At 29.6% G+C, this 23,299-nt stretch carries 19 protein-coding genes; 16 read left to right on the top strand and 3 right to left on the bottom strand.

The window, feature by feature from the left end:
* The first annotated feature begins 8 nt into the window (after positions 1–8).
* Genes glgA through ACUSRV_RS13520 form a run of 4 tightly spaced genes read left to right on the top strand, consistent with a single transcriptional unit; the run spans position 9 to position 7,536 of the window.
* Complete coding sequence (gene glgA / locus ACUSRV_RS13535) at positions 9–1,454, top strand: glycogen synthase GlgA (RefSeq protein ID WP_490142505.1); 1,446 nt, start codon at positions 9–11, stop codon at positions 1,452–1,454.
* A gap of 34 nt (positions 1,455–1,488) precedes the next feature.
* Entirely contained in the window at positions 1,489–3,939 is a 2,451-nt protein-coding gene (locus tag ACUSRV_RS13530) for a glycogen/starch/alpha-glucan phosphorylase (RefSeq protein WP_490142504.1), read from the top strand.
* Positions 3,940–3,964: 25 nt separating this feature from the next.
* Positions 3,965–5,809, top strand: coding sequence for an alpha-amylase family glycosyl hydrolase (locus ACUSRV_RS13525; protein WP_490142503.1), 1,845 nt, complete (start codon positions 3,965–3,967; stop codon positions 5,807–5,809).
* Between the two features lie 20 nt (positions 5,810–5,829).
* Positions 5,830–7,536: a phospho-sugar mutase gene (locus tag ACUSRV_RS13520; RefSeq protein WP_490142502.1), complete on the top strand. Its 1,707-nt coding sequence runs from the start codon at positions 5,830–5,832 to the stop codon at positions 7,534–7,536.
* Positions 7,537–7,638: 102 nt separating this feature from the next.
* On the opposite strand, the gene ACUSRV_RS13515 is transcribed toward ACUSRV_RS13520, so the two are convergent.
* The gene (locus tag ACUSRV_RS13515) at positions 7,639–9,012 is read right to left on the bottom strand and encodes an MATE family efflux transporter (RefSeq protein WP_490142501.1); all 1,374 of its coding nucleotides are present in this window, start codon (positions 9,010–9,012) and stop codon (positions 7,639–7,641) included.
* 105 nt (positions 9,013–9,117) lie between these two features.
* Complete coding sequence (gene abc-f, locus ACUSRV_RS13510; protein WP_490142500.1) at positions 9,118–11,034, bottom strand: ribosomal protection-like ABC-F family protein; 1,917 nt, start codon at positions 11,032–11,034, stop codon at positions 9,118–9,120.
* Between the two features lie 153 nt (positions 11,035–11,187).
* On the opposite strand from abc-f, the gene ACUSRV_RS13505 reads away from it, so the two are divergent.
* Positions 11,188–11,817, top strand: a complete 630-nt coding sequence (locus ACUSRV_RS13505; protein ID WP_490142499.1) for a redox-sensing transcriptional repressor Rex — start codon at positions 11,188–11,190, stop codon at positions 11,815–11,817.
* A gap of 33 nt (positions 11,818–11,850) precedes the next feature.
* Here the strand turns inward: ACUSRV_RS13505 and fdxA are convergent, their stop codons facing one another.
* Entirely contained in the window at positions 11,851–12,021 is a 171-nt protein-coding gene (fdxA, locus tag ACUSRV_RS13500; protein ID WP_490142498.1) for a 4Fe-4S ferredoxin, read from the bottom strand.
* Between the two features lie 194 nt (positions 12,022–12,215).
* Here fdxA and ACUSRV_RS13495 point away from each other — a divergent pair, with 194 nt between their 5' ends.
* The 11 genes from ACUSRV_RS13495 (at position 12,216) to pyrF (ending at position 23,289) form a co-directional block, all read left to right on the top strand.
* Positions 12,216–13,316 carry a CapA family protein gene (locus ACUSRV_RS13495; RefSeq protein WP_490142497.1) on the top strand — a complete coding sequence of 367 codons (1,101 nt, stop codon included), beginning with the start codon at positions 12,216–12,218 and terminating at the stop codon, positions 13,314–13,316.
* A gap of 198 nt (positions 13,317–13,514) precedes the next feature.
* On the top strand, positions 13,515–14,321 hold the full coding sequence (locus ACUSRV_RS13490) for an ATP-binding protein (protein WP_490142496.1): 807 nt from the start codon (positions 13,515–13,517) through the stop codon (positions 14,319–14,321).
* A gap of 143 nt (positions 14,322–14,464) precedes the next feature.
* Entirely contained in the window at positions 14,465–15,712 is a 1,248-nt protein-coding gene (locus ACUSRV_RS13485; protein ID WP_490142495.1) for a Glu/Leu/Phe/Val family dehydrogenase, read from the top strand.
* Positions 15,713–15,796: 84 nt separating this feature from the next.
* Positions 15,797–16,660 carry an amidohydrolase family protein gene (locus ACUSRV_RS13480; protein WP_490142494.1) on the top strand — a complete coding sequence of 288 codons (864 nt, stop codon included), beginning with the start codon at positions 15,797–15,799 and terminating at the stop codon, positions 16,658–16,660.
* A 294-nt stretch (positions 16,661–16,954) separates the two neighbouring features.
* A complete protein-coding gene (locus ACUSRV_RS13475; protein ID WP_490142493.1) occupies positions 16,955–17,986 on the top strand; it encodes a C40 family peptidase in 1,032 nt (343 codons plus the stop codon).
* A gap of 190 nt (positions 17,987–18,176) precedes the next feature.
* Positions 18,177–19,100 carry an aspartate carbamoyltransferase gene (pyrB, locus tag ACUSRV_RS13470; RefSeq protein ID WP_490142492.1) on the top strand — a complete coding sequence of 308 codons (924 nt, stop codon included), beginning with the start codon at positions 18,177–18,179 and terminating at the stop codon, positions 19,098–19,100.
* Positions 19,093–20,262, top strand: coding sequence for a dihydroorotase (locus ACUSRV_RS13465; RefSeq protein ID WP_490142491.1), 1,170 nt, complete (start codon positions 19,093–19,095; stop codon positions 20,260–20,262). The genes pyrB and ACUSRV_RS13465 overlap by 8 nt, the downstream gene beginning before the upstream one ends.
* Positions 20,255–20,947: a dihydroorotate dehydrogenase electron transfer subunit gene (locus tag ACUSRV_RS13460; protein WP_490142490.1), complete on the top strand. Its 693-nt coding sequence runs from the start codon at positions 20,255–20,257 to the stop codon at positions 20,945–20,947. Before ACUSRV_RS13465 ends, ACUSRV_RS13460 begins: the two co-directional genes overlap by 8 nt.
* Complete coding sequence (locus tag ACUSRV_RS13455) at positions 20,940–21,842, top strand: dihydroorotate dehydrogenase (protein WP_490142489.1); 903 nt, start codon at positions 20,940–20,942, stop codon at positions 21,840–21,842. Before ACUSRV_RS13460 ends, ACUSRV_RS13455 begins: the two co-directional genes overlap by 8 nt.
* Positions 21,843–21,854: 12 nt before the next feature.
* Positions 21,855–22,427: an orotate phosphoribosyltransferase gene (gene pyrE / locus ACUSRV_RS13450; RefSeq protein ID WP_490142488.1), complete on the top strand. Its 573-nt coding sequence runs from the start codon at positions 21,855–21,857 to the stop codon at positions 22,425–22,427.
* A gap of 148 nt (positions 22,428–22,575) precedes the next feature.
* Positions 22,576–23,289 carry an orotidine-5'-phosphate decarboxylase gene (gene pyrF / locus ACUSRV_RS13445; protein ID WP_490142487.1) on the top strand — a complete coding sequence of 238 codons (714 nt, stop codon included), beginning with the start codon at positions 22,576–22,578 and terminating at the stop codon, positions 23,287–23,289.
* Positions 23,290–23,299 lie beyond the last annotated feature (10 nt).

Below are 23,299 nucleotides of genomic sequence, written 5' to 3'. Positions count from 1 at the left end.
TTATATTTGTGAAAGTATTTTTTGTAACGGCAGAATGTTGGCCATTTGCAAAAACAGGTGGACTAGGGGATGTAGCGTATGCTTTGCCAAAAGCTTTAAAAAAAGAAGGTGTTGATGCAAGGGTAATAATGCCTAAGTATGGAAATATACCAAATTATTTAAAAGAAAAAATGGAAGAAGTAGCTATATTTAATGTAAATGTAGGCTGGAGAAACCAATATTGCGGATTATATAAATTAGAGCATGATGGAATAATATTTTACTTTATAGATAATGAATACTATTTTAAAAGAGAAGGTCCGTACACATATCTGTATGGATATGGAGATGATGCAGAAAGATTTACATTTTTCTGTAATGCAGCTCTAGAAACTATATCTAGAATAGATTTTTATCCTGATGTAATTCATTGTAATGATTGGCATACAGGTATAATACCTGCTCTATTAAATGAACATTATAGATATAGAATAGGGTTTGAAAATATAAAGACTATATTTACAATACATAATTTACAATATCAAGGGGTATTTCCAAGAAGAGTGCTTAGCGATGTATTATCATTACCAGATTGGTATTTAGATGAAGGGCACTTAGAGTTTTATGGTGGGGTAAATTTTATGAAGTCTGGAATTGTATTTTCAGATGCAATTACAACAGTAAGCCCTACATATGTAGAAGAAATACAGACTGAATATTATGGAGAGGGACTACATGGTCTTTTAAAAGACTACGCATATAAATTAAAAGGTATATTAAATGGAATAGATTATGATATATACAATCCTGTTACAGATGAAAATCTATATGTAAATTATGATTTTGATACTATAAAAAATAAATCAAAAAATAAAATTGAATTACAAAAAATAATGGCTCTTGAGGTAGATGAGGATATTCCTGTAATAGGTGTTGTATCTAGATTAGTATCTCAGAAGGGGATGGACCTAATATCATATATGATGCCAGAGATAATAGCGAAAAAACTACAGCTTGTAGTTTTAGGAACAGGAGATGAAAGATACGAATCTATGTTCAATTATCATTCATGGAATTATCCTGATAAAGTGGCTTCAAGAATAATGTTTGATAGTGCTTTAGCTCAAAAAATTTATGCAGGTTCAGATATGTTCTTAATGCCGTCTTTATTTGAACCTTGTGGAATAGGCCAAATGCTAGCTATGAGATATGGAACTTTGCCTATAGTAAGAGAAACTGGAGGGCTAAAGGATACTGTAGATTCCTACAATCAGTATACCGGTGAAGGGAATGGATTTAGTTTCGAAAATTATAACGCTCATGAGATGTTTGATGCTATACAAAGAGGTATAGAAATATACGACAACAAGGAAAAATGGAACGATGTAGTAAATAATGCAATGAATACAGACAATAGTTGGGAAAGATCTGCAAGAGAGTATATAGACCTTTATGAAAATATATCATCAAAGTAAATATTGTATAGTTATATAGAAAGGGGGGGATTGCTTGATTAACTTAGATAAAGAGGAATTTAAAAATGATTTTAAGAGTAAAATGTATAGCCTATACGCTCAGTCAATTGAAGGTGCTACAAATGAACAACTTTTTACAGCGTTATCGTGTGTAATAAAGGATTATATATCAAAGAATTGGGCTGAAGCAAATATAAATAAGGATACAGGAAAGCAAGTGTATTATTTTTGTATAGAGTTTTTATTAGGGAGGCAACTTAGTTCTAATCTCTTAAATTTAGGAATTAAAAATATAGTAAAACAAGGTATAGAAGAACTTGGATTAAACTTTGAAGAAATTAAAGACTCGGAAGTAGACCCTGCCCTTGGGAATGGGGGATTAGGGAGATTAGCAGCTTGTTTTTTAGATTCTATGGCTTCCTTAGGAATTAAGGGACATGGATGTGGGATAAGATATAAATATGGTTTATTTGAACAAAAATTTGTAAATGGATATCAAATAGAAATGCCCGAATATTGGTTAAAAGAAGGATATTATCCATGGGAAGTAAGAAGACCAAATAAATCCTTAATAGTAAAATTTGGAGGAGATATAGAATTAATAAATGAAGATAACAGATTAAAGGTTATCCATAAAAATTATATTCCGGTAATGGCTATACCTTATGATATACCTATAATAGGTTATGAAAACGAAACAATAAATACACTAAGGCTTTGGAGTGCAGAAATACCTAGAGAAGATTATGATATATCTCTAAAAGATGCTAGAAAAATGTCGGGTTCTTATCAAAAAGCACTACAACATAAATACGATATAGAAGCTATATCTCAAGTTCTATATCCGGATGATTCTAACCATGAAGGAAGATTACTTAGATTAAAACAAGAATACTTCTTAGTTTCAGCTGGAGTTCAAAGTATAGTAAGAAGGTTTAAAGTTTCGAAACTTTCATTTAAAGAATTTTCACAAAAGATAGGGATACATATAAATGATACTCATCCATCCCTATGTGTACCAGAACTTATGAGAATTTTAATGGATGAAGAAGGCTTTGGATGGGATGAAGCATGGGATATAACTAAAAATACTATATCTTATACAAATCATACAATAATGGCTGAGGCTATGGAAAAATGGCCTGTGGGTATGTTTAAAAGTATTTTACCTAGAATTTATATGATAATAGAAGAAATAAACAGAAGGCATTGTATGGAGTTGTTAGGAAAATATTATAACCAACAAGAAAAAATAAACAATATGGCTATAATATCCAACGACTATATAAATATGGCTAATTTATCAATACTAGGTAGCTACAGTGTAAATGGAGTTGCCAAATTACACACAGAATTGCTAAAAAAACAAGTACTTAGCAACTTCTATTATCATACACCAGATAAATTCAACAACAAAACTAATGGAATAGCTCATAGAAGATGGTTAATTCTTTCTAATCCAAGGCTATCTAATTTAATTACAGAATTAATCGGAGAATCATGGAAAACTAATACAATGGAATTGCAGAATTTAAGAAAGTATGAAAATGATAAAATTGTACTACAAGAAATTGAAAAGATAAAGCAACAAAATAAAATGGATCTTACAAAATTAATATATAAGAAAAATAATATAGTTATAGATGAAAACTCAATATTCGATGTTCAAGTAAAGAGACTTCATGGATATAAAAGACAGCTTCTAAATTCACTTCATATACTACATCTATATCATCAAATACTTGAAAATCCAAGAATGCAAATACAACCTAGAACATTTATATTTGGAGCTAAGGCAGCGCCAGGATACCACTTTGCAAAAAGTGTAATAAAGTTCATAAATTCGTTAGCAGAGAAAATAAATAATGATCCTATAGCTAGGGAAAAAATAAAAATAATATTTATAGAAAATTATGGTGTTTCACTAGCAGAAAAGATAATACCAGCTGCAAATGTGAGTCAACAGATATCTACTACAACTAAAGAGGCATCAGGGACTAGTAATATGAAATTTATGATGAATGGGGCAATCACATTAGCTACTATGGATGGAGCAAATATAGAAATATATGATCAAGTAGGAAATGAAAATATAGTTACATTTGGATTATCATCAGAACAGGTATTAGATTATTATACACATGGAGGTTATTCATCGACGGATGTCTATATTTCAGATAATAATGTAAAGAAAGCCATAGATGATCTTGTAAATGGATTTATACCTTCAATAGGAATAGAGGGCAAAGAAATATATGATTCACTTATAACTTATAACGATGAGTTTTTTGTTTTAAGAGATTTTGATAACTATAGATTAGCACAAAAAAAGATTGGTGAAATATATCAAGACAAGTATAAATGGAATCAGATGGCACTTGTTAATATAGCCGGATCGGGTATATTTTCCACTGACAGGACTATACAAGAATATGCAGAGGACATATGGTATAAGAACACAAGTAGTGTTGGAATAACCACATAAGATGTGTTCAAAAGAGGGGGAACAAATGAATAACTTAATAAAATACGACTCATGGAGTGAAGATTTTAAATTTCCATTCGGGGCTATAAAAATTAATGAAAATATAGATATAAAAGTAAAAGTAAATCATTATATTAATATTAAATCTATAACTTTAGTATTAATTGAAGATAATCAAAATATTATAAATAAAAATATAGAAAATGTAAAAGAAACTACAAAACTTCCCATGGGAAAAGATGGCGATTATTTTAAATTAAACTTCAAAGTAAATCATAAAGAAAGCTTATATTTTTATTATTTTGAAGTAATAGATCAAAATGAAGAAATCCATTACTATGGAAAAGATGGTATTGAAGGGCATATCCGTCAATACCAATCCTTAAATGATTTGAATTTATATCAGTTGACAATTTATAAAAATGAGAAAGTACCTAATTGGTTTAAGGAAGGCATACTCTACCATATATTTGTAGATAGATTTAATAATGGAAATAAAAGTGGAAAGGTAGATAACCCTAAGTCAAATAGTTTTATATATGCAAATTGGGAAGATATACCTATGTATATAAAAGATAACAAAGGGGATATAATTAGGTGGGACTTTTATGGAGGAAATATAAAGGGAATAACTGAAAAGTTAGACTATCTAAAAGATTTAGGTATTACAATAATATATTTAAGTCCTATATTCAAAGCCACAAGCAACCACAAGTATGATACTGGAGATTATAAACAAATAGACCCTATGTTCGGAAATGAAAGGATTTTTAAAAAATTCATTCAAGAATGTGAATCAAGGGGTATATCAGTAGTACTAGATGGAGTATTTAGCCACACTGGAGCTGATAGCATATACTTTAACAAATATAGAAATTATGACGCTAGTGGAGCATATGAATCAAAGGAATCGGAGTATTATGATTGGTATAATTTTAAGGATTATCCAGATGAGTATGACTGTTGGTGGGGTATAAAAGCACTGCCTAATGTAGATGAATTGAACCCATCATATATGGATTATATAATATACGATAACGATAGCGTGTTAAAAAAGTGGATGAAACTCAAAATAAAAGGATGGAGATTTGACGTAGCAGATGAATTGCCTTCTAAGTTCATAGAAGAGTTTAGAAAAGAGATAAAAAAAATAGATGAAGATTCCATTTTATTTGGAGAGGTTTGGGAAGATGCTTCTAACAAGATAAGTTATGAAACAAGAAGAAATTATCTTTTAGGAAATCAATTAGACAGTGTAACTGGATATCCCTTTAGAAATTTAGTCTTAAAATTTTTAAAGGGGGAGCATGATTCTAATTATTTATATAATGAGTTTATGACAATAATGGAAAATTACCCTGAGGAAAAATTTAAATCAAATTTAAATATACTTGGAAGTCACGATGTTAGGAGATTAAATAGCGAGTTAAGTGAAGATAGAAATTTATTAAAAATGGCTGTAGCACTACAGATGACATTTGAAGGAGTTCCATATATATATTATGGAGATGAAACGGGAATTCGTGGAGAAAAAGATCCAGATAATAGAAGAACTTATCCTTGGGGAAAAGAAGATCATGATTTATTAAATTTTTACAAAAAACTAATATCTTTAAGAAAAGAAAACAATGTTTTGGTAGAAGGAAAAACTAAGTTTTTAAAAACAGACGCAAATGTATTTTCTTATATAAGATATACTAATGAAAATAGTATACTAGTCGTATTTAACAGAAGTGAACATGACTATATTTTAAATTTGAATTTTATTAGTAACATTAATATTACAAAGGACTTGTTTTCTAATAAAGAAGAAATTTGTAGTGAGTTGCTAATAAAAGGAAAATCATTTAAAATAATAGAGTTAATATAACTAGTGTCGGAGGTAGAGATATGAAACATATTGAAAACTATAATATATGGCTAGAAAATGATTATTTTGATGAAAATACAAAGAAAGAACTTATAGATATAAAAGAAGATGAAAAAGAAATAAAAGAAAGATTTTATAAGGATTTAGAATTTGGAACAGCAGGATTAAGAGGAATAATAGGTGCTGGGAGCAATAGAATAAATAAATATACTGTTAGAAGAGCGAGCTTTGGACTTTCTAATTATATAATAAAAAATGTTGGAGAAGAAGGAAAAAAAAGAGGAGTAGTAATAGCATACGATAATAGACATAAATCAAGGGAATTTTGCTTAGAGACTGCAAGAACTCTAGCGGCTTGTGGAATAAAAGCATACATATTTGATGATTTAAGAACAACTCCAGAATTATCTTTTGCAATAAGACATTTAAATACAATAGCAGGGGTAGTCATAACGGCAAGTCATAATCCACCTGAGTACAATGGTTATAAGGTATATTGGGAAGATGGAGCTCAAGTTATGCCACATATAGCTAAAGATATAATACAAGAAGTTAACAGTATAACTGATTATAGTATAATACCAACTTTAGATGAAAAAGAAGGTATACAAAAGGAACTAATACAAGTTTTAGATAAAGAAATAGATACAGCATTTATAGAGGAAGTTAAGAGACAATTATTGAGAAGAGATATAATAGATAAAGTAGGAAAAGAGTTTAAAATTGTATATACTCCATTAAGTGGAACGGGCAATATACCCATAAGAAGAGTATTAAAAGAAACAGGATTTGAAAATGTTATAGTGGTAAAAGAACAAGCAAATCCAGATCCGAATTTTGCAGGAATTGAATATCCAAACCCAGAAGAAAAGACAGCTTTAAATAAAGGGATAGAATTAGCTAAAATTGAAAATGCAGATATAGTTATAGCGACAGATCCAGATTGTGATAGAGTTGGGTTAGCAGTTAAAAGTAATACTGGAGAATACGTATTATTAACAGGAAATCAAATAGGTGCATTATTAGCTAATTATATACTAGAAAGCTTATCTATGAAAAATGAAATTCCTAAAAACGGAACTATAATAAAAACCATAGTTACATCTGAATTAGGTTATAAAATAGCAAAGCATTATGGAGTAGATTGTTTAAATGTACTAACAGGCTTTAAGTTTATAGGAGATAAAATAAAGGAATTTGAAGTAACAAATGAATATTCCTTTATAATGGGATATGAAGAAAGTTATGGATACCTAGTAGGTACACACGCTAGAGATAAAGATGGGGTTGTAGCATCTATGCTTATATCGGAAATGGCAGCTTTCTATAATTCTAAAGGAATGAGTTTATATGAAGGACTTATAGAATTATATGGTAAGTTCGGATACTACAAAGAAGATATGATATCTGTAACATTAAAAGGTATAGAAGGAATGGAGAAAATAAAGGAGATAATGAAGTCCTTTAGAGAAAACAAGCTAGAAAATATAGGTGGAATAAATGTAAAGGAATTTAAAGATTATAGCCGTGGAATAGATAACCTTCCAAAATCTGATGTAATAAAATATATACTTCAAGATGATTCTTGGGTAGCTATAAGACCTTCAGGGACAGAGCCAAAGTTAAAATTCTACTTGGCTGTATCTGATAATGCAGAAGATTCTTCTAGTAACAAATTAGCAACTTTAAAGACTGATATAAAAAGTATATTAGATAAACTAGTATAAAAAAGGTATCTCAATTGAGATACCTTTTTAAATTACAATATAAATATAATAAGCTCAAGCAAGGTCCCATCTTCGTCTTGGCGACATGAGCAAGGCGAATTTTTACATGTTTTCTACTATGTTATTTGCCCATTTTTTAGATATTGCTCTAGGTATTCCAAATATAAATTTAATTATTTCTTCGGTATAACTAATTAATACTAAGATATATACTGGAGCCCCGTTATATGCAGCTAAGAAAGTAAGGGGTATTGAAAATAACCACATACATCCTAATTCTAAGAATAAAGAGAATTTAGTATCGCCGCCACTTCTAAGCATACCTATTATAAGGAATATATTAAATGCTCTAAGTCCCATAAATAATCCCATAACAATAAATATATTACTTATACCACTTGATAAATCGCTAGATACGCTAAACAATTTCAGTAGTAGAGGTATATTCAGATATAGAATTAAGCCAAATATAGAACCAACTATAGATATGAGAATTGAAAATTTTTTAGCATAATCTACAGCAACTTTTTTATTATCTGCGCCTAGTTCATTACCTATCATAATAGAACTTCCTATTGCAATACAAACAGATGTCATTATAAAGAAGTTTTGAACACTAGTAGCTATTTGACTGGCTGCTATTGCAGAAGTACCCGCTTTTGAATAAGCAACGGAGTATAAAACAGTTCCTAAGGCCCATGTTGCATCATTTATTATTACAGGAGAACTTTTATCAAAAAATGAACTTATAAAGTTTTTATTTATATTTTTAATATCTTTTAGTCTAAATTTAAGAACATAATCTTTTTTATAAAAATATACATAAGAAACCATAAGAGAACACTCTATAGCCCTAGATATAAGTGTTGCAACGGCAGCACCTGAAACACCAAGTTTAGGAGCTCCAAAGTTACCAAATATAAGTAGGTAATTAAGTATAGTATTAGATAAAAGAGCTACTAAACTGCATATCATACCTAATTTAGGATTTCTTATACTTCTTGAACTATTAGAAAAAGCGAGACTTATACAAGTTAGAGGATAAGAAAATCCAACTATCTTTAAATAAGATGAACATAAATCTACAACAGTTTCGTCATATGTAAAAAAATGAATTATAGTTTCTGGAAAAAATATAGCAGGAATTGCAAAGAATAAACCAAACGCTAATCCTAAAGTAACTGACAAAGCAGTTGTTTTTTTTATGTTTTTATAATCACCTTTACCGTAAAACTGAGATATGAATATACCCGAACCACTAAATATACCTCCAGTTACCATTGCGAATAAAAAGAAAAATTGATTGGCTACACCTACTGCAGCTATAGATTTTTCTCCTAAATTACTGACCATAATTGTATCTATAACATTAACAGAATTAGATATAAGGTTTTGAATTATTATTGGTATACATAGAAATATTAATGTTTTATAGAATTTTTTGTTTTCATCATTCCACGATAATATATTTTGCACTACATCACCCCAACGGTTTTATATTATTTAGTTCATCTATACAATATAATACATCTAGGCTTGTATTATCAAGTAAAAACAAATAAGTATATAAAAAAGAGCTTATTATTCAATAAGCCCTTCCCATTTTTCATAAAGTTCTTCTAGTTTTTGTTCAAGTTCAGATTTAGTTTGATTAACTTCCCTAGATTTACCGGGATTAGAATAAACATCTTCATTACACATAAGATTATCTAATTCTTCTATTTTATCTTCTATTTCCATGATTTCCTTTTCTATATTTTGCCTTTGGATTCTAACCTTTTTTCCTTCTTCCCTTTTCTCTTTTTCTTTTCTTTTTTCTTCTTTTATTTGCGTTTTAGTTTTTTCTTCTAGTGCCATAGGTTGGCTAAGTTCTTCTAATTGTTTTTTCTTTTCCGTATAGTAACGGTAGTTTCCATGATATTCAGTAATTCCAAGTTCATCCAAAACAAGTATTTTATCTATAACTTTATTCAAAAAATATCTATCATGAGATATAACAAACAGTGTACCTGAATAATTTACTAGAGCGTCTTCTAATACCTCTTTAGAATCTATATCTAAGTGATTTGTAGGCTCATCAAGTAATAATAAATTAGATTTTGATAATATAAGCTTTAATATAGCAACTCTAGCACGCTCTCCACCACTTAAAGTGGATATTTTTTTGAATACATCGTCGCCTTCAAATAACAATGCTCCAAGCATAGTTCTTATAGTTGTTTGAGTTAGCCTAGGGTTATCATCCCATATTTCATCTATTATTGTATTATCTAAATTTAGAGTTTTTTGCTCTTGATGAAAATAATTTACAGTTACATTTGCACCTAAACTTATATTTCCGCATAATGGAATTATCTCATTAGTTATTATTTTAAATAATGTAGACTTACCTATACCATTAGACCCTATTAGTGCTACTTTTTCACCTCTATATATATCTAAGTTTATATCCTTAAATAATATTCTACTTCCATAACCCATAGTTAAATCTCTAATTTGAAGTACATCATTTCCACTAATTACTGCAGGGTCAAACTTTATCTTTGATTTTTTGCGATATTCCTCAGGTTTATCTACTAATTCTACTTTATCTAAGGCCTTTTCTTTACTACGAGCTCTCTTTACATGTTTTTCTCTTCCGAAAGCCTTTAGTTGTTGAATAGATTCTTCTTGCCTTTTTATATCTTTTTGTTGTTCTTCATACTTTTTTGATTCTATATCTCGTTGCGTTTGAGATAAATCTATGAAGTTTGTATAATTGCCGTTATAAGACTTTAATTTTTTATTGTGTATTTCGAATATTCTACTTACAACTTGGTCTAAGAAGTATCTATCATGTGATATTATAAGTACAGTACCTTTGTACTGTTTAAGAAATATCTCTAGCCATTCTATGGCATCTGTATCTAGATGGTTAGTAGGTTCATCAAGAAGAAGTAAATTAGGTTTTTTTAGAAGTAATCTTGCTAAAAGAACCCTTGTTTTTTCTCCACCAGAAAGTATGTTTATAGGTTTAGAAAAGTCTTCCTCACTAAATCCTAGTCCTCTGAGAACACCTTTGGCTTCAGACTTATAACCATATCCATTTTGCTCAGAAAATGACTCTAACTTGTTAGCGTATTCATCCATGAGACTTTGGAGAGTGCTTGAGCCACTTTTTTGGCTTTCTTCAGCTATATTAAGCTCTAGCTTTCTAAGATATTCTTCCATTTTCATAAGGTCGCTAAATACTTCCAAAACTTCATCTAATATATTTTTAGATGATTGAAAGTTTGTATTTTGTTGTAGGTATGCTATTTCTATATTTTTAGAAGTATAGATTTCTCCGCTATCATATCCATATTCTCCAGAGAGTATTTTAAATAGGGTAGTTTTACCTGTACCATTAACGCCTATTATTCCTACTTTATCACCCTCATTAACAGTAAAGCTAATATTTTCTAATATATTATCTATGCCAAAACTTTTATTTAAGTTATTACATGCTAAAATTATCATTTTATACCTCCTTGGCTATTTTAAATTATAATATTTGGATACAATATAATCAAGGTTGTAATTGCATAGAATAAAAGTTGACCAATAAAATAATATCTGTTATATTTTTTAATATAATTATTATGTTAATATTCTGACAGGAGGCTTTTAAATATGAATAATAAAAACATATCAATGGCAGTAATAAGAAGGCTGCCCAAATATCATAGATATCTTAGAGACCTATTGGAAAAAGAGATATATAGAATATCTTCTAAAGAGCTAAGTGAAATAATAGGATTTACAGCTTCTCAAATAAGACAAGATTTAAATAACTTTGGAGGATTTGGTCAGCAAGGTTATGGATATAATGTAGAAGAATTGCACGGGGAGATAAGCAAAATATTAGGCTTAGATAAAAAATACAATACTATAGTTATTGGTGCGGGGAACTTGGGTCATGCTATAGCAAATTACGCTGGATTTACAAAGTCTGGATATGAGATAAAAGCCCTTTTCGATATAAATCCAAGACTGATTGGTCTAAAAATGAGGGACTTAGAAATACTAGATATAGAAAATATAGAAAGTTATATAAAAGAAAATGACATAACTATAGGTGTTTTATGTATACCTAAAGGTGGGGCACAAGAAGTAGCTGAAAAGCTTATAAATGCAGGTATAAAAGGTATATGGAACTTTGCACCAGTTGATTTAGAAGTTCCAAAAGATATTGTTGTAGAAAATGTTAATCTAACAGAAAGTCTATTTACATTATCTTATTTAATGAGTGAAGAAAATTAAAAGCTACCTACTATGTAGGTAGCTTTTAATTTGTTATTCTGGTTGAGGTGCATCTACTGGACATACTCCAGCACAAGCTCCACATTCTATACAAACGTTTTCATCTATTAGGTACTTGTCATCTCCTGCACTTATACAGTTAACTGGACATTCTGGTTCACAAGCTCCACAGCTTATACAAGCATCTGATATTATGTAAGACATTGTAAATTCCTCCTTGATAATAAAAATTTTTACTCGCTATAATTATAACAAAACTTTTTATAAATAACAATGAAATTATATTAGCTAACAGAAAAAAATTATATAAATCAATTACAAAATTGTAATTTGATTTATATAGGCAATTATTTATAATAGATAATATGAATTAAATCATAGGAAAGGAGAATCTGTATATGAGAAAAGTAAATAAATTAAGATTGTCTTTGGTTTTTTTAGTTATAGGATCATTAGTAGGAATATGTTATTTTACAATAATGAATTTTAATAAAAAACTTGAAGAAGATAAATTGGCTGATTCAAAAAAACAAGAGACATCTATAAAAAAACCAAAAGAAGAGATAAAACCAGTAAGTATAACAATAAGTGCTGCAGGCGACGTAACTATGGGGAACTATAAAGGCGGATCTTATTATGGAAGCTTTGACCAAGAATTTGAGAACCAAAATGGCAACTTTTCATACTTTTTCGAAAATGTAAAGTCTGTATTTGAAAATGATGATTTATCAATAATAAATCTAGAAGGACCATTGACTAAATCTAGCGAGGCTCAAATTAAACAATTTGCATTTAAAGGAGATCCTTCGTATGTAAATATACTAAGAGAAGGAGATATAGAGGCTGCAAACTTAGCAAATAATCACTCAAATGATTATTATGATAAAGGTTTTAGCGATACTAAACAAATATTAAATCAAAATAATATAAGTTATTTTGGTTTAAATGAAAAAGATATATTAAAGTCAAAAGGTATAAAAATAGGAATGTTAGGTTATAAGGGATGGCCAGAATATTATACTAAAGAAAATTTAGATAAAATAAAAAATGATTTAGAATATATGAGAGAAAATGCAGATATGACTATAGTATTTTTTCACTGGGGAAATGAAAATCAATACTATCCAGAAAAGGCTCAAAAAGATTTCGCACATTACGTAATAGATAATGGTGCAGATGTAGTATTAGGGGGTCATCCTCATGTAGTTCAAGGAATAGAACAATATAAAGGAAAAACTATAGCATATAGTTTAGGAAATTTCTCCTTTGGAGGAAACAAAAACCCAAGAGATAAGGATACATTTATATACCAACAAACATTTACTTTTAATGATAATAAACTAACAAAGGCATCTCAACCTAATATAATTCCTTGTTCTATATCTTCTACAAATTCTAGAAATGACTATAAACCTACCATTTTAGAAGGATTGGAAAAGGAGAGATTATTAAATAAGATAAAAGGTCTTAGTGAGCCACTAAGTGATAATAATAAATAATTTTAAAGTTGTCGTTAATACGGCAACTTTTTTATATTTAAATATAAGATGGTTAATTAATAAACTATACATGAAAGGGAAAGTTAATAGAAGAATTAGAAAAAATTGGGTGAAAATTTAATAAAATAAAAGAAAAACTATAGTGCATGTAGAATTATATGATATAGTTTTTTATCAATTTAAAGAGGAGGGGGGACTATGCAAGTTTATGCATTAATAGGCCCTAGTGGAACTGGAAAAAGTTATAGAGCTATAAAGGTAGCATATGAAAACGATATAGAATACATAATTGATGATGGCATATTAATACATAAAAATAAGATATTAGGCGGAAGATCAGCAAAGCAGGCAGATACTAAAATGGAAGCTGTTAGAAGGGCTATATTTGATAATGAACAACACAGGGAAGAAGTAAAAGACATAATAAAATTACAAGATATAAAAAAGATATTATTAATAGGTACTTCTAAAAAAATGGTAAATCAAATAGCGAATAGATTAGAATTAGGGCCTATAAACATAGAAATAAGTATATACGATATAGCTACAATACAGGAGATAGAAGGTGCAAAGAAATCTAGGTTAGAGGAAGGGAGCCATATAATACCTGTACCTACATTAGAAGTAAAGAAACGTTTTTTTGGAATAACTACAAACCCTATAAAATTATTTTTAAAAAATAAAAATAATCAACAAACTAGTGAAGTTGAAAAGACTGTAGTTAGACCGACATTTAGTTATATGGGAAAATATTATATAACATCTTCTGCAATAAAACAAATTGTTAGCTATGAAATAAGTAAATATGAGCATATATGCAAGTTAAATAATATAAACATTAATAATATAAAGCAAAACATGGAAATCAGTGTAAATATAGATATTAAAAGTTGTAATATAGCAGAACTTTGTGAATCACTTCAAAAAAATATATACAATATATTAAGTCAAATGACTTTAATGAATGTGACAAAAATCGACATTTACTTAAATAAATTACGTTAAAAGATAGTCAAACTAATTTTTAAAAAATATATTCACATTACGACAAAATATGCTATAATCTAGTTGAAAGCGGTAGCAATCGTTTTCAGGGGGCTTATGATTAGATGTCGCTTAGCGGCAAAATATATAAAGGGGGCTTTAAAATGGCTGAAAAAACTTTAAATCCGTTTGAAATTGCAAGAACACAAGTAAAAACTGCATGTGATAAATTAGGTGCAGATCCAGCGGTTTACGAAATATTAAAAAACCCAATGAGAGTATTAGAAGTATCATTCCCAGTTAAAATGGATGATGGAACTGTAAGATCATTTACAGGATACAGATCTCAACATAATAACGCTTGTGGACCATTTAAAGGTGGTTTAAGATTCCATCCAGATGTAAACATAGATGAAGTAAAAGCTTTATCTACTTGGATGACATTCAAGTGTTCAGTAACTGGTATACCATATGGTGGTGGTAAAGGTGGTATGGCCATCGATCCAAGAGATTTTTCTGAAGGTGAATTAGAAAGAATATCTAGAGGATTTGCAAAATCTATAGCTCCAATAATAGGAGAAAAAGAAGACATACCAGCTCCAGACGTAAACACTAATGGTCAAATAATGGCTTGGATGGTTGATGAGTATGCAAACGTAACAGGAGAATTTGCTCCTGGAGTATTCACTGGAAAACCAGTTGATTTCTATGGTTCTTTAGCTAGAAATGAAGCTACAGGATATGGAGTAGCTATGATGGCAAGAGAAGCTGCTAAGAAAATAAACTTAGACTTAAATACTGTTAAAGTAGCTGTTCAAGGATTTGGTAACGTAGGAAGCTTTGCTGCTATGTATATGGAAGAAATGGGAGCTAAAGTAGTTGCAATATCTGACCACACTGCTACACTATACAACGAAAGTGGTATAAATGTAAAAGAATTAATGGCTTATGCTAAACAACATAGATGTATAAAAGGATTCGAAGGCGCAGTAGAAGTTGCTGAGAATATATTAACTATGAACGTTGATATATTAATGCCATGTGCATTAGAAAACCAATTAACTTCAGCTAATGCAGGAGATGTAAAAGCTAAAATAGTATCTGAAGGTGCTAATGGTCCAACAACTCCAGAAGCTGATAAAATATTCGCTCAAAATGGAGTAGTATTAATTCCAGATATCCTAGCAAATAGTGGAGGAGTTACAGTTTCATACTTTGAATGGGTACAAAACTTAATGAGATACAACTGGGGCTTTGAAGAAGTTCAAGAAAAGCAAGAAGTATTAATGGTTAAAGCATTCAATGAAATATGGAACTTAAAGACTGAGCACAGTGTTGATATGAGAACTGCTGCATACATGATGTCTATAAAGAGAATAGCAGATGCTATGAAATTAAGAGGATGGTACTAGGAAATAGTAAGTCCTATGAATTTTAATATAAAATAAAAAGGCTGCATTTGATGCAGCCTTTTGTTTTATTATAGAGGTGATTATATGATAGATTGCCATATTCATATATCTTTAAATGGAATGGATTTTAAAAAATATAGGGAAGATTTGATGAAAGACACAAAAAAACATATTAGAAACACACTTTTAGAATATAAAAAACGAAATATAACTGTATTGAGAGACGGTGGCGATAGTTTAGGCATATCTTATATAGCGAGAGATATAGCTAAAGAGGAAGGAATGATACTAAAAACTCCATTATATGCAGTATATAAAAAAGGATATTATGGAAACTTTTTAGGAAAAGGAGTAAGTGATATAGCAGATTTTAAGAATTTATTTGAGGAACTTAAAAATAAAGAAATAGATCATTTAAAGGTAATAATAAGTGGAGTCGTTAGTTTTGATGAATATAAAAAGATAGGAGATATAGGTTTTAAATATAGTGAATTAGATTATATGGTAAAACTTGCAAAGTACAATAATTTGCCTATAATGGCACATGTAAATTCTGTAGAAGGAATAAATATGGCAATTAAATGTGGAGTTAACACTATAGAACATGGATACTTTATCACGAAAGAACAATTACAAGTAATAAAGGAAAAAGAGATAATTTGGGTTCCAACATTATCTCCATTAGGGAATATTATTGATAAGAAGGATAAAAAGTTTGATAAAAATATGTATATTATAGAACGTATATATAATGAACATTTAAATATGGTAAAAGAGGCCTATGATTTAAATGTGAAAATGGCTATTGGAAGCGATAGTGGGTGTTATAGAGTCTTTCATGGTCAAGGGTTATTAGATGAAATAAATCATTTTTGTAAATGTGGAATAAAAAAAGAAGAGATAATTAGGATGAATATAGATAACGGAAAGATAGCATGTGGGTTGTAAATCGACAAAAAACTTTACTATTTTCCAAAAATAGTATATTATATAGATTGAGTACATGTTTAGGTGATATTTGGATAAAATAATACATTTTGAATTAAATTTTTATTTTTTGATATACAAGATATTATATTTTTACATATTAATAATACAATAAAAAATGTAATGATTAGTTACAAAAGAGTTACAAACATTTTTTAAATATCTTGTGTATTAGTATTTTATCCTACATAAGTTTCATCTATAAAAATACCATATAAGGACATTCTTATGATGAATTTTTAGGAGGAAAAAACTATGAAGAGAAAAATATTAGTACCGATGTTTGCGTCATTTATGGCTTTATCAATTAATTCTGTTGCATTTGCAGACCAAGACGTAGATAAAACTAATAGTTCAACTGAAACACAAGACAATGGGACAGAAGAATATAAGGAATTATCATTTAAGGTTGCAGACGTTAAAGAAGGAACTGCTGTTAAAATAAGAAAAGTAGGACAAGTTCAAGATGTTGCTTATGAAGGGGATTCTTTAAAAGTAATAGGCCAACAAGGTGAATGGTTAAAGGTAAAATTAGATGAGGAAACAGTAGGATGGGCGCCAGCTAGATATTTAGAATTAAAAAATGCAACGGCTTATATAAATGCTGAAAAGGTTAACTTTAGATCAGAACCTAATATTGAATCAGAGTTATACGATGAATTAGAACTTGCAGATTCAATAAAAGTTATAGAGGAACAAGGTAATTGGATTAAAATAGAAGTAGATGGAAAAGAAGGATATATAAGATCTTTATATATTTCTGAAGAAAAACCAGAAATAGAAGAAGAACAAACAGAAGAAGCACAACCACAAGAAACTTCAAGAAGCACGTCAACTAGAGTTTCTTCTAATGTTTCGAAACAAACATCTACAAAAGAAGAAGTTAGAACTCAAAGCAATACTAATTATTCATCATCAAAAGCTAGTTCTATAATAAATACAGCTTATTCTAAAATGGGTAAACCATATGTATGGGGAGCTGAAGGGCCAAATTCATTTGACTGTTCAGGATTTACTTCTTACGCGTTTAGAAATGGGGCAGGAATTTCATTACCAAGAACATCAATAGCTCAAGCAGGAGTTGGTGTATCTGTTAGCAAAAGTGAATTAAAATCAGGAGACTTAGTATTCTTTGACTCAGATAGAGATGGCGATATAAGCCACGTTGGTATATACGTAGGTGGAGGACAGTTTATACATGCATCTTCAAGTAAAGGTGTAACAGTATCTAGCTTAAATTCTGCATTCTATTCAAGTGTTTATAAAGGGGCAAAAAGAGTATTGTAATATAATGTCGTTGGATAATCCAACGACTTTTTATATTTAAGAAAATTGTTATTTTTAACTTATAAACTTGAGCAACGTAAATTTTTTGATTTAAACAATGTTGACATATAATTATAATAATGATATGATAACAAAAAAAGAAAACAATACTTTAAATTAGTCCAGAGAGGCTAAAAAGGAGGACATAATAATGTTAAAAGGAAGACATTTAATCCAACCAGAAGACTTTTCTATAGAAGAATTAAACAAAATTCTATCTTTATCTCAAGATATAATACAAAACCAATCTAAATACTCTCGTGTATGTGAAGGTAAATTACTGGCAACTTTATTTTATGAGCCATCAACTAGAACTAGATTTAGCTTTGAAGCTGCAATGTCTAGATTAGGTGGAAGAGTTATAGGATTTTCTGAACCTAATGCATCATCTGTGGCAAAAGGAGAAAGTTTAGGAGATACTATAAAAACTGTAGCTTCTTACTGTGATGCAATAGTAATGAGGCATCCAAAATCAGGTGCAGCTCTGGAAGCATCAAAGTTTGCTAATATACCCTTTATAAATGCAGGAGACGGTGACAACCAACACCCAACTCAAACTCTTACAGATCTTTTTACAATAAAATCCCTTAAAAAAACATTGGAAAATAATACTATAGGTTTATGCGGAGACTTAAAATACGGCAGAACAGTACACTCTTTAGTAAAAGCCATGGCTAGGTATAAAAACACAAAATTCGTATTTATATCTCCTGAAGAATTGAAAATGCCTGAATATATAAAAGAAAGTATAAAAGGCCATGCATACTATGAAACATCTAATTTAGATGAAGCTATAGGAAGCCTAGATGTACTTTATATGACTAGAGTTCAAAAAGAAAGATTTAATAATAAAGAAGAATATATAAATTTAAAGGAATCTTGGATGCTTAACAAATCTAAATTAGATAAAGCTAGAAAAGATATGTTAGTTATGCACCCGTTACCAAGAAATAATGAAATAGAAGAAGAAATCGATATAGATCCTAGAGCTGTATATTTCAAACAAGCCAACTATGGAATGTATGTTAGAATGGCACTTATAATTAAGCTATTAGGAGTTGATATCAATGAGTAATTTAATAATAAAGAATGCTCATATAATAGATGCAAAACAAGATATATACAGCGACATATTAATAGAAAATGGAATAATTACTAAAATTGATAAAGACATAAATGCAGATGACTATAATGTTATACGTGAAACAAGTTATATAGTTATGCCATCGTTTATAGATATGCATACCCATCTAAGAGATCCTGGATACACTTATAAAGAAGACTTAGAAAGTGGACAAAGGGCAGCTCTAAAAGGCGGATACACGACATTATGTTCAATGGCAAATACAAAACCTGTATGTGATAATACAAAAACCATAGAATATATAATAAATAAATCTAAAGAACTAAACTTATGTAATATAAAGCAAGTAAGTTCAATAAGTAAGAATTTAAATGGAAAAGAAATAGTAGATATTTCTTCAATGAGAAACTATACAGAACTATTTTCAGACGATGGAAATACAATACTAAATGAAGAAATAATGAAAGAAGCGCTAAGGTTATCTTCAAAGCATAACTTTAAATTACTTACTCACTGTCAACCTGAATATGAAATAGTAAGTAGGGATTTAAGTCTATTAAAGACTATAGGCGGCAATTTACATATATGCCATATAAGCTTAGAAGATACTTTAGAAGAAATTAAAAAATATAAGGATGAAGGGATAAACTTTACTTGTGAAATTAGCCCACATCACATATTTTCATATGAATTTGATTATAAAGTAAATCCATCTTTTGCAAAAAAAGAAGATTTATATGCTCTTATAAAAGGAATAAAAGACGGATATATAGATGTTATTGGAACTGACCATGCTCCTCATAGTAAAGAAGACAAAATAAATGGAGCACCTGGAATATCTAATATAGAAGTTGCATTTAGTATGATTTATAAAGTATTTAGCGAAAATAATATATCACTTAATAAATTAAGTGAAATGATGTCATACAATCCAGCAAATATATTAGGTATGAATAGTGGACTTATAAAAGAAGGATATAAAGCAGATTTAGTTTTTATTGATATAAATAAAGAATACAAAATAAATACAGATGAATTTATTTCAAAAGGAAAGAATAATCCCTTTAATGGTTACGAAGTAAAAGGAAAAGTAGTTACTACTATAAAGGATGGAAATATAGTCTATGATGTTAGGGGGACTCAAAATGTATAAAGTGTTAAGTAATGATTATATGGGAGAAGGTATGTATCTTCTAAAAGTAGAAGGTAATTTTAAAGGCAATATGGGGCAATTTTATATGGTAAGGGCTTGGGATAACTTCCCTTTGTTATCTAGACCTATAAGTATACATGATATAGAAATAAATAATATAAGTTTTTTATATAAGGTAATTGGGGAAGGAACACAAATCTTAAGTACTTTAAAGCCAAATGATAGTATAAAATTAGAAGGTCCTTATGGTAATGGATTTGAAAATATAAGTGGCAAGGTAGCTTTAGTTGGTGGAGGTATGGGCGTTGCTCCTCTATATCTTGCTGCTAAAACTTTAGATAATGTAGATGTATATATGGGATTTAGAAATGAAGCTATATTATTAGATGAATATAAACATATATCAAACAATGTTTATATTGCTAAAGGAGATAAATTTGTTACAGATATAATAGACGTGAAAAATTACGATTATATAATAACTTGTGGCCCTGAAATGATGATGAAAAAGTTAGTAGATATGTGTAAGAAAACTAATACAAAAATTATGGTATCTATGGAAAGTAAAATGGCATGTGGAGTAGGTGCTTGTCTAGTATGTACATGTAAAACTAAAATTGGAAACAGAAAAACTTGTAAAGAAGGCCCTGTTTTCTGGGGAGAGGACGTGATATTTAATGGCTAATTTAGAAGTTAAGTTTAAAGATATAGTATTTAAAAATCCTATAATAATGGCATCGGGAACATTTGGATTTGGAAGAGAATATGGACAAATATACAATATAGAAAAACTAGGTGGTATAAGTAGCAAAGGGTTAACTTTAAATAAAAGAGATGGTAATAATGGATGTAGGGTATATGAAACACCATCTGGAATGTTAAACAGTGTAGGCTTAGAAAATCCAGGGATACAAGGATTTATAGATAGCGAACTAGATTATTTTAAAAATTTAGACTTAGTAAAAATAGTTAATATAGGCGGGTCAACAATAGAAGATTACGTCAAATCTATAGAAATTATCGAGAGCCAACCTGTAGATATCATAGAGCTAAATATATCTTGCCCTAATGTAAAGCAGGGAGGCATGGCTTTTGGAATAAAAGCCGAAGTAGCTAGAGAAGTTATAAAAGAGGTAAGAAAATCAACAAGCCTTCCTTTGGTAGTAAAGTTATCTCCAAATGCTGAGGATATTGTAAAAATGGCACAGGTATGTGAAGAAGAAGGCGCTGATGGTGTATCTTTGGTAAATACCTTTAAAGCTATGGCTATAGATATAAACAAGAAAACACCTGTATTTGAAAATATATATGCTGGATTATCAGGACCAGCTATAAAACCAATAGCTCTTAGAATGGTTCATGAAGTATGCAAAAATGTGTCTATACCAGTTATGGGTATGGGTGGAATAACTAATGGGAAAGATGCTGTAGAATTTATAATGGCAGGAGCAACTTGCATACAGATAGGAACAGCAAACTTCATAAATCCTAGAATAGGTCTACAAATAATAGATGAAATTAATAATTTTATGGAAAAAGAAAATATAAATTCTCTAAGCGAAATAAGAGGAATAATATAGGAGGTAAATAACATGGAAAAAGTTATAAATATAGAAGAGATATTAAAGAAAAGTGATGCTTTACTTGAAGGACATTTCTTACTATCGTCAGGTAAACACAGCAATAAATATATACAGTGTGCTAAGGTGCTTAGATTCCCTAAATATGCGGAAGCAGTACTAAGTACTGTTGTAGAACAAGTGAAAAATTTAGATATAGACATAGTAGTAGGACCTGCCATGGGTGGTGTTATAGTATCTTATGAAATAGGAAGACAGTTAAATAAAGAATCTATATTTACAGAAAGAAAAGATAATACTATGCAGCTAAGAAGAGGATTTGAAATACCTAATGGAGCTAAGGTTTTAATTACAGAAGATGTTGTTACAACAGGTAAATCAACTATCGAAACAAAAAATGTTATAGAAAGCTTAGGTGGAAAAGTAATAGGAGTAGCTTGTATAGCAGACAGAACAAGTGTAGATATAGGAATACCTATATATAGTGCCATAAAAATAGATATAGAAGTTCATGATCCAGAAAACTGTCCTTTATGCAAATCGAATATATCTATAGAAAAACCTGGAAGTAGAGAATTTAAATAAAACTAAATATAAACTTTTAAGTTAGTCCAGAGAGGCTAGAAAAGGCAAAACATAGATATTATACATTATTATGTACAATATCTATGTTAAAACTCCTTTGTCTCTAAAGCAAAGGAGTTTTTTATTATAAATAAAAGGAGATGTTATTATGAAGGGAAGAGAAAGACTAATAGTAGCGCTAGATACTGATAACTTTAATAAAGCTAAAGATTTGATAGATAACCTAGATGAGGTTGTAGATATATTCAAAGTAGGACTAGAACAGTATATAGCAACGAAAGGAAAGATAGTAGAATATCTAAACAATAAAAATAAAAAGATATTTTTAGATCTTAAATTTCATGATATACCAAACACTATGAAGTCTGCAGTTAGAGAGGTAGTAAAGGATAATGTATGGATGATGACTATACATGTATCTGATATGGAAGGTATGAGACAGGTAGCTCAAATAGCAAAAGAACAATCTGAAAAACTAAATATAACAAAACCTATAATAGTAGGGGTTACAGTATTAACATCATTGAATGAAAATGACTTAAAAGATTTAGGATGCAATTTAAATATTGAAGAAGCTGTTATAAAAAGAGCTAAACTTGCCAAAGAAGCGGGAATAGATGGGGTAGTATGTTCAGCACAGGAAGCTAGTTATATAGTGGAAGCTGTGGGAGCTGATTTTGTTACAGTATGTCCAGGAATAAGACCTGAAAATGGAACTGTTGGAGACCAAAAGAGAGTAGTAACTCCAGCCAAAGCAATACAAAATGGAGCTCATTATTTAGTAGTTGGAAGACCTATAACACAATCGGGTGACCCTAAAGAATCTGCACTAAATATAATAAAAGAAATAGAAAATGCATAGGAGGTTAAGT

Source organism: Sporacetigenium sp. TC11 (assembly GCF_058146105.1).
The sequence above is the reverse complement of the archived record's forward strand: the minus strand, read 5'-3'. Positions and strand labels throughout refer to the sequence as shown.

Coding starts and splice junctions, on each gene's coding strand:
- abc-f (WP_490142500.1), bottom strand. CDS start 11,034: ATGATAATTTTAGCATGTAATAACTTAAATAAAAGTTTTGGCATAGAT.
- ACUSRV_RS13465 (WP_490142491.1), top strand. CDS start 19,093: ATGAGTAATTTAATAATAAAGAATGCTCATATAATAGATGCAAAACAA.
- ACUSRV_RS13475 (WP_490142493.1), top strand. CDS start 16,955: ATGAAGAGAAAAATATTAGTACCGATGTTTGCGTCATTTATGGCTTTA.
- pyrB (WP_490142492.1), top strand. CDS start 18,177: ATGTTAAAAGGAAGACATTTAATCCAACCAGAAGACTTTTCTATAGAA.
- pyrE (WP_490142488.1), top strand. CDS start 21,855: ATGGAAAAAGTTATAAATATAGAAGAGATATTAAAGAAAAGTGATGCT.
- ACUSRV_RS13455 (WP_490142489.1), top strand. CDS start 20,940: ATGGCTAATTTAGAAGTTAAGTTTAAAGATATAGTATTTAAAAATCCT.
- pyrF (WP_490142487.1), top strand. CDS start 22,576: ATGAAGGGAAGAGAAAGACTAATAGTAGCGCTAGATACTGATAACTTT.
- fdxA (WP_490142498.1), bottom strand. CDS start 12,021: ATGTCTTACATAATATCAGATGCTTGTATAAGCTGTGGAGCTTGTGAA.
- ACUSRV_RS13460 (WP_490142490.1), top strand. CDS start 20,255: ATGTATAAAGTGTTAAGTAATGATTATATGGGAGAAGGTATGTATCTT.
- ACUSRV_RS13495 (WP_490142497.1), top strand. CDS start 12,216: ATGAGAAAAGTAAATAAATTAAGATTGTCTTTGGTTTTTTTAGTTATA.
- ACUSRV_RS13525 (WP_490142503.1), top strand. CDS start 3,965: ATGAATAACTTAATAAAATACGACTCATGGAGTGAAGATTTTAAATTT.
- ACUSRV_RS13485 (WP_490142495.1), top strand. CDS start 14,465: ATGGCTGAAAAAACTTTAAATCCGTTTGAAATTGCAAGAACACAAGTA.
- ACUSRV_RS13520 (WP_490142502.1), top strand. CDS start 5,830: ATGAAACATATTGAAAACTATAATATATGGCTAGAAAATGATTATTTT.
- ACUSRV_RS13505 (WP_490142499.1), top strand. CDS start 11,188: ATGAATAATAAAAACATATCAATGGCAGTAATAAGAAGGCTGCCCAAA.
- ACUSRV_RS13480 (WP_490142494.1), top strand. CDS start 15,797: ATGATAGATTGCCATATTCATATATCTTTAAATGGAATGGATTTTAAA.
- ACUSRV_RS13490 (WP_490142496.1), top strand. CDS start 13,515: ATGCAAGTTTATGCATTAATAGGCCCTAGTGGAACTGGAAAAAGTTAT.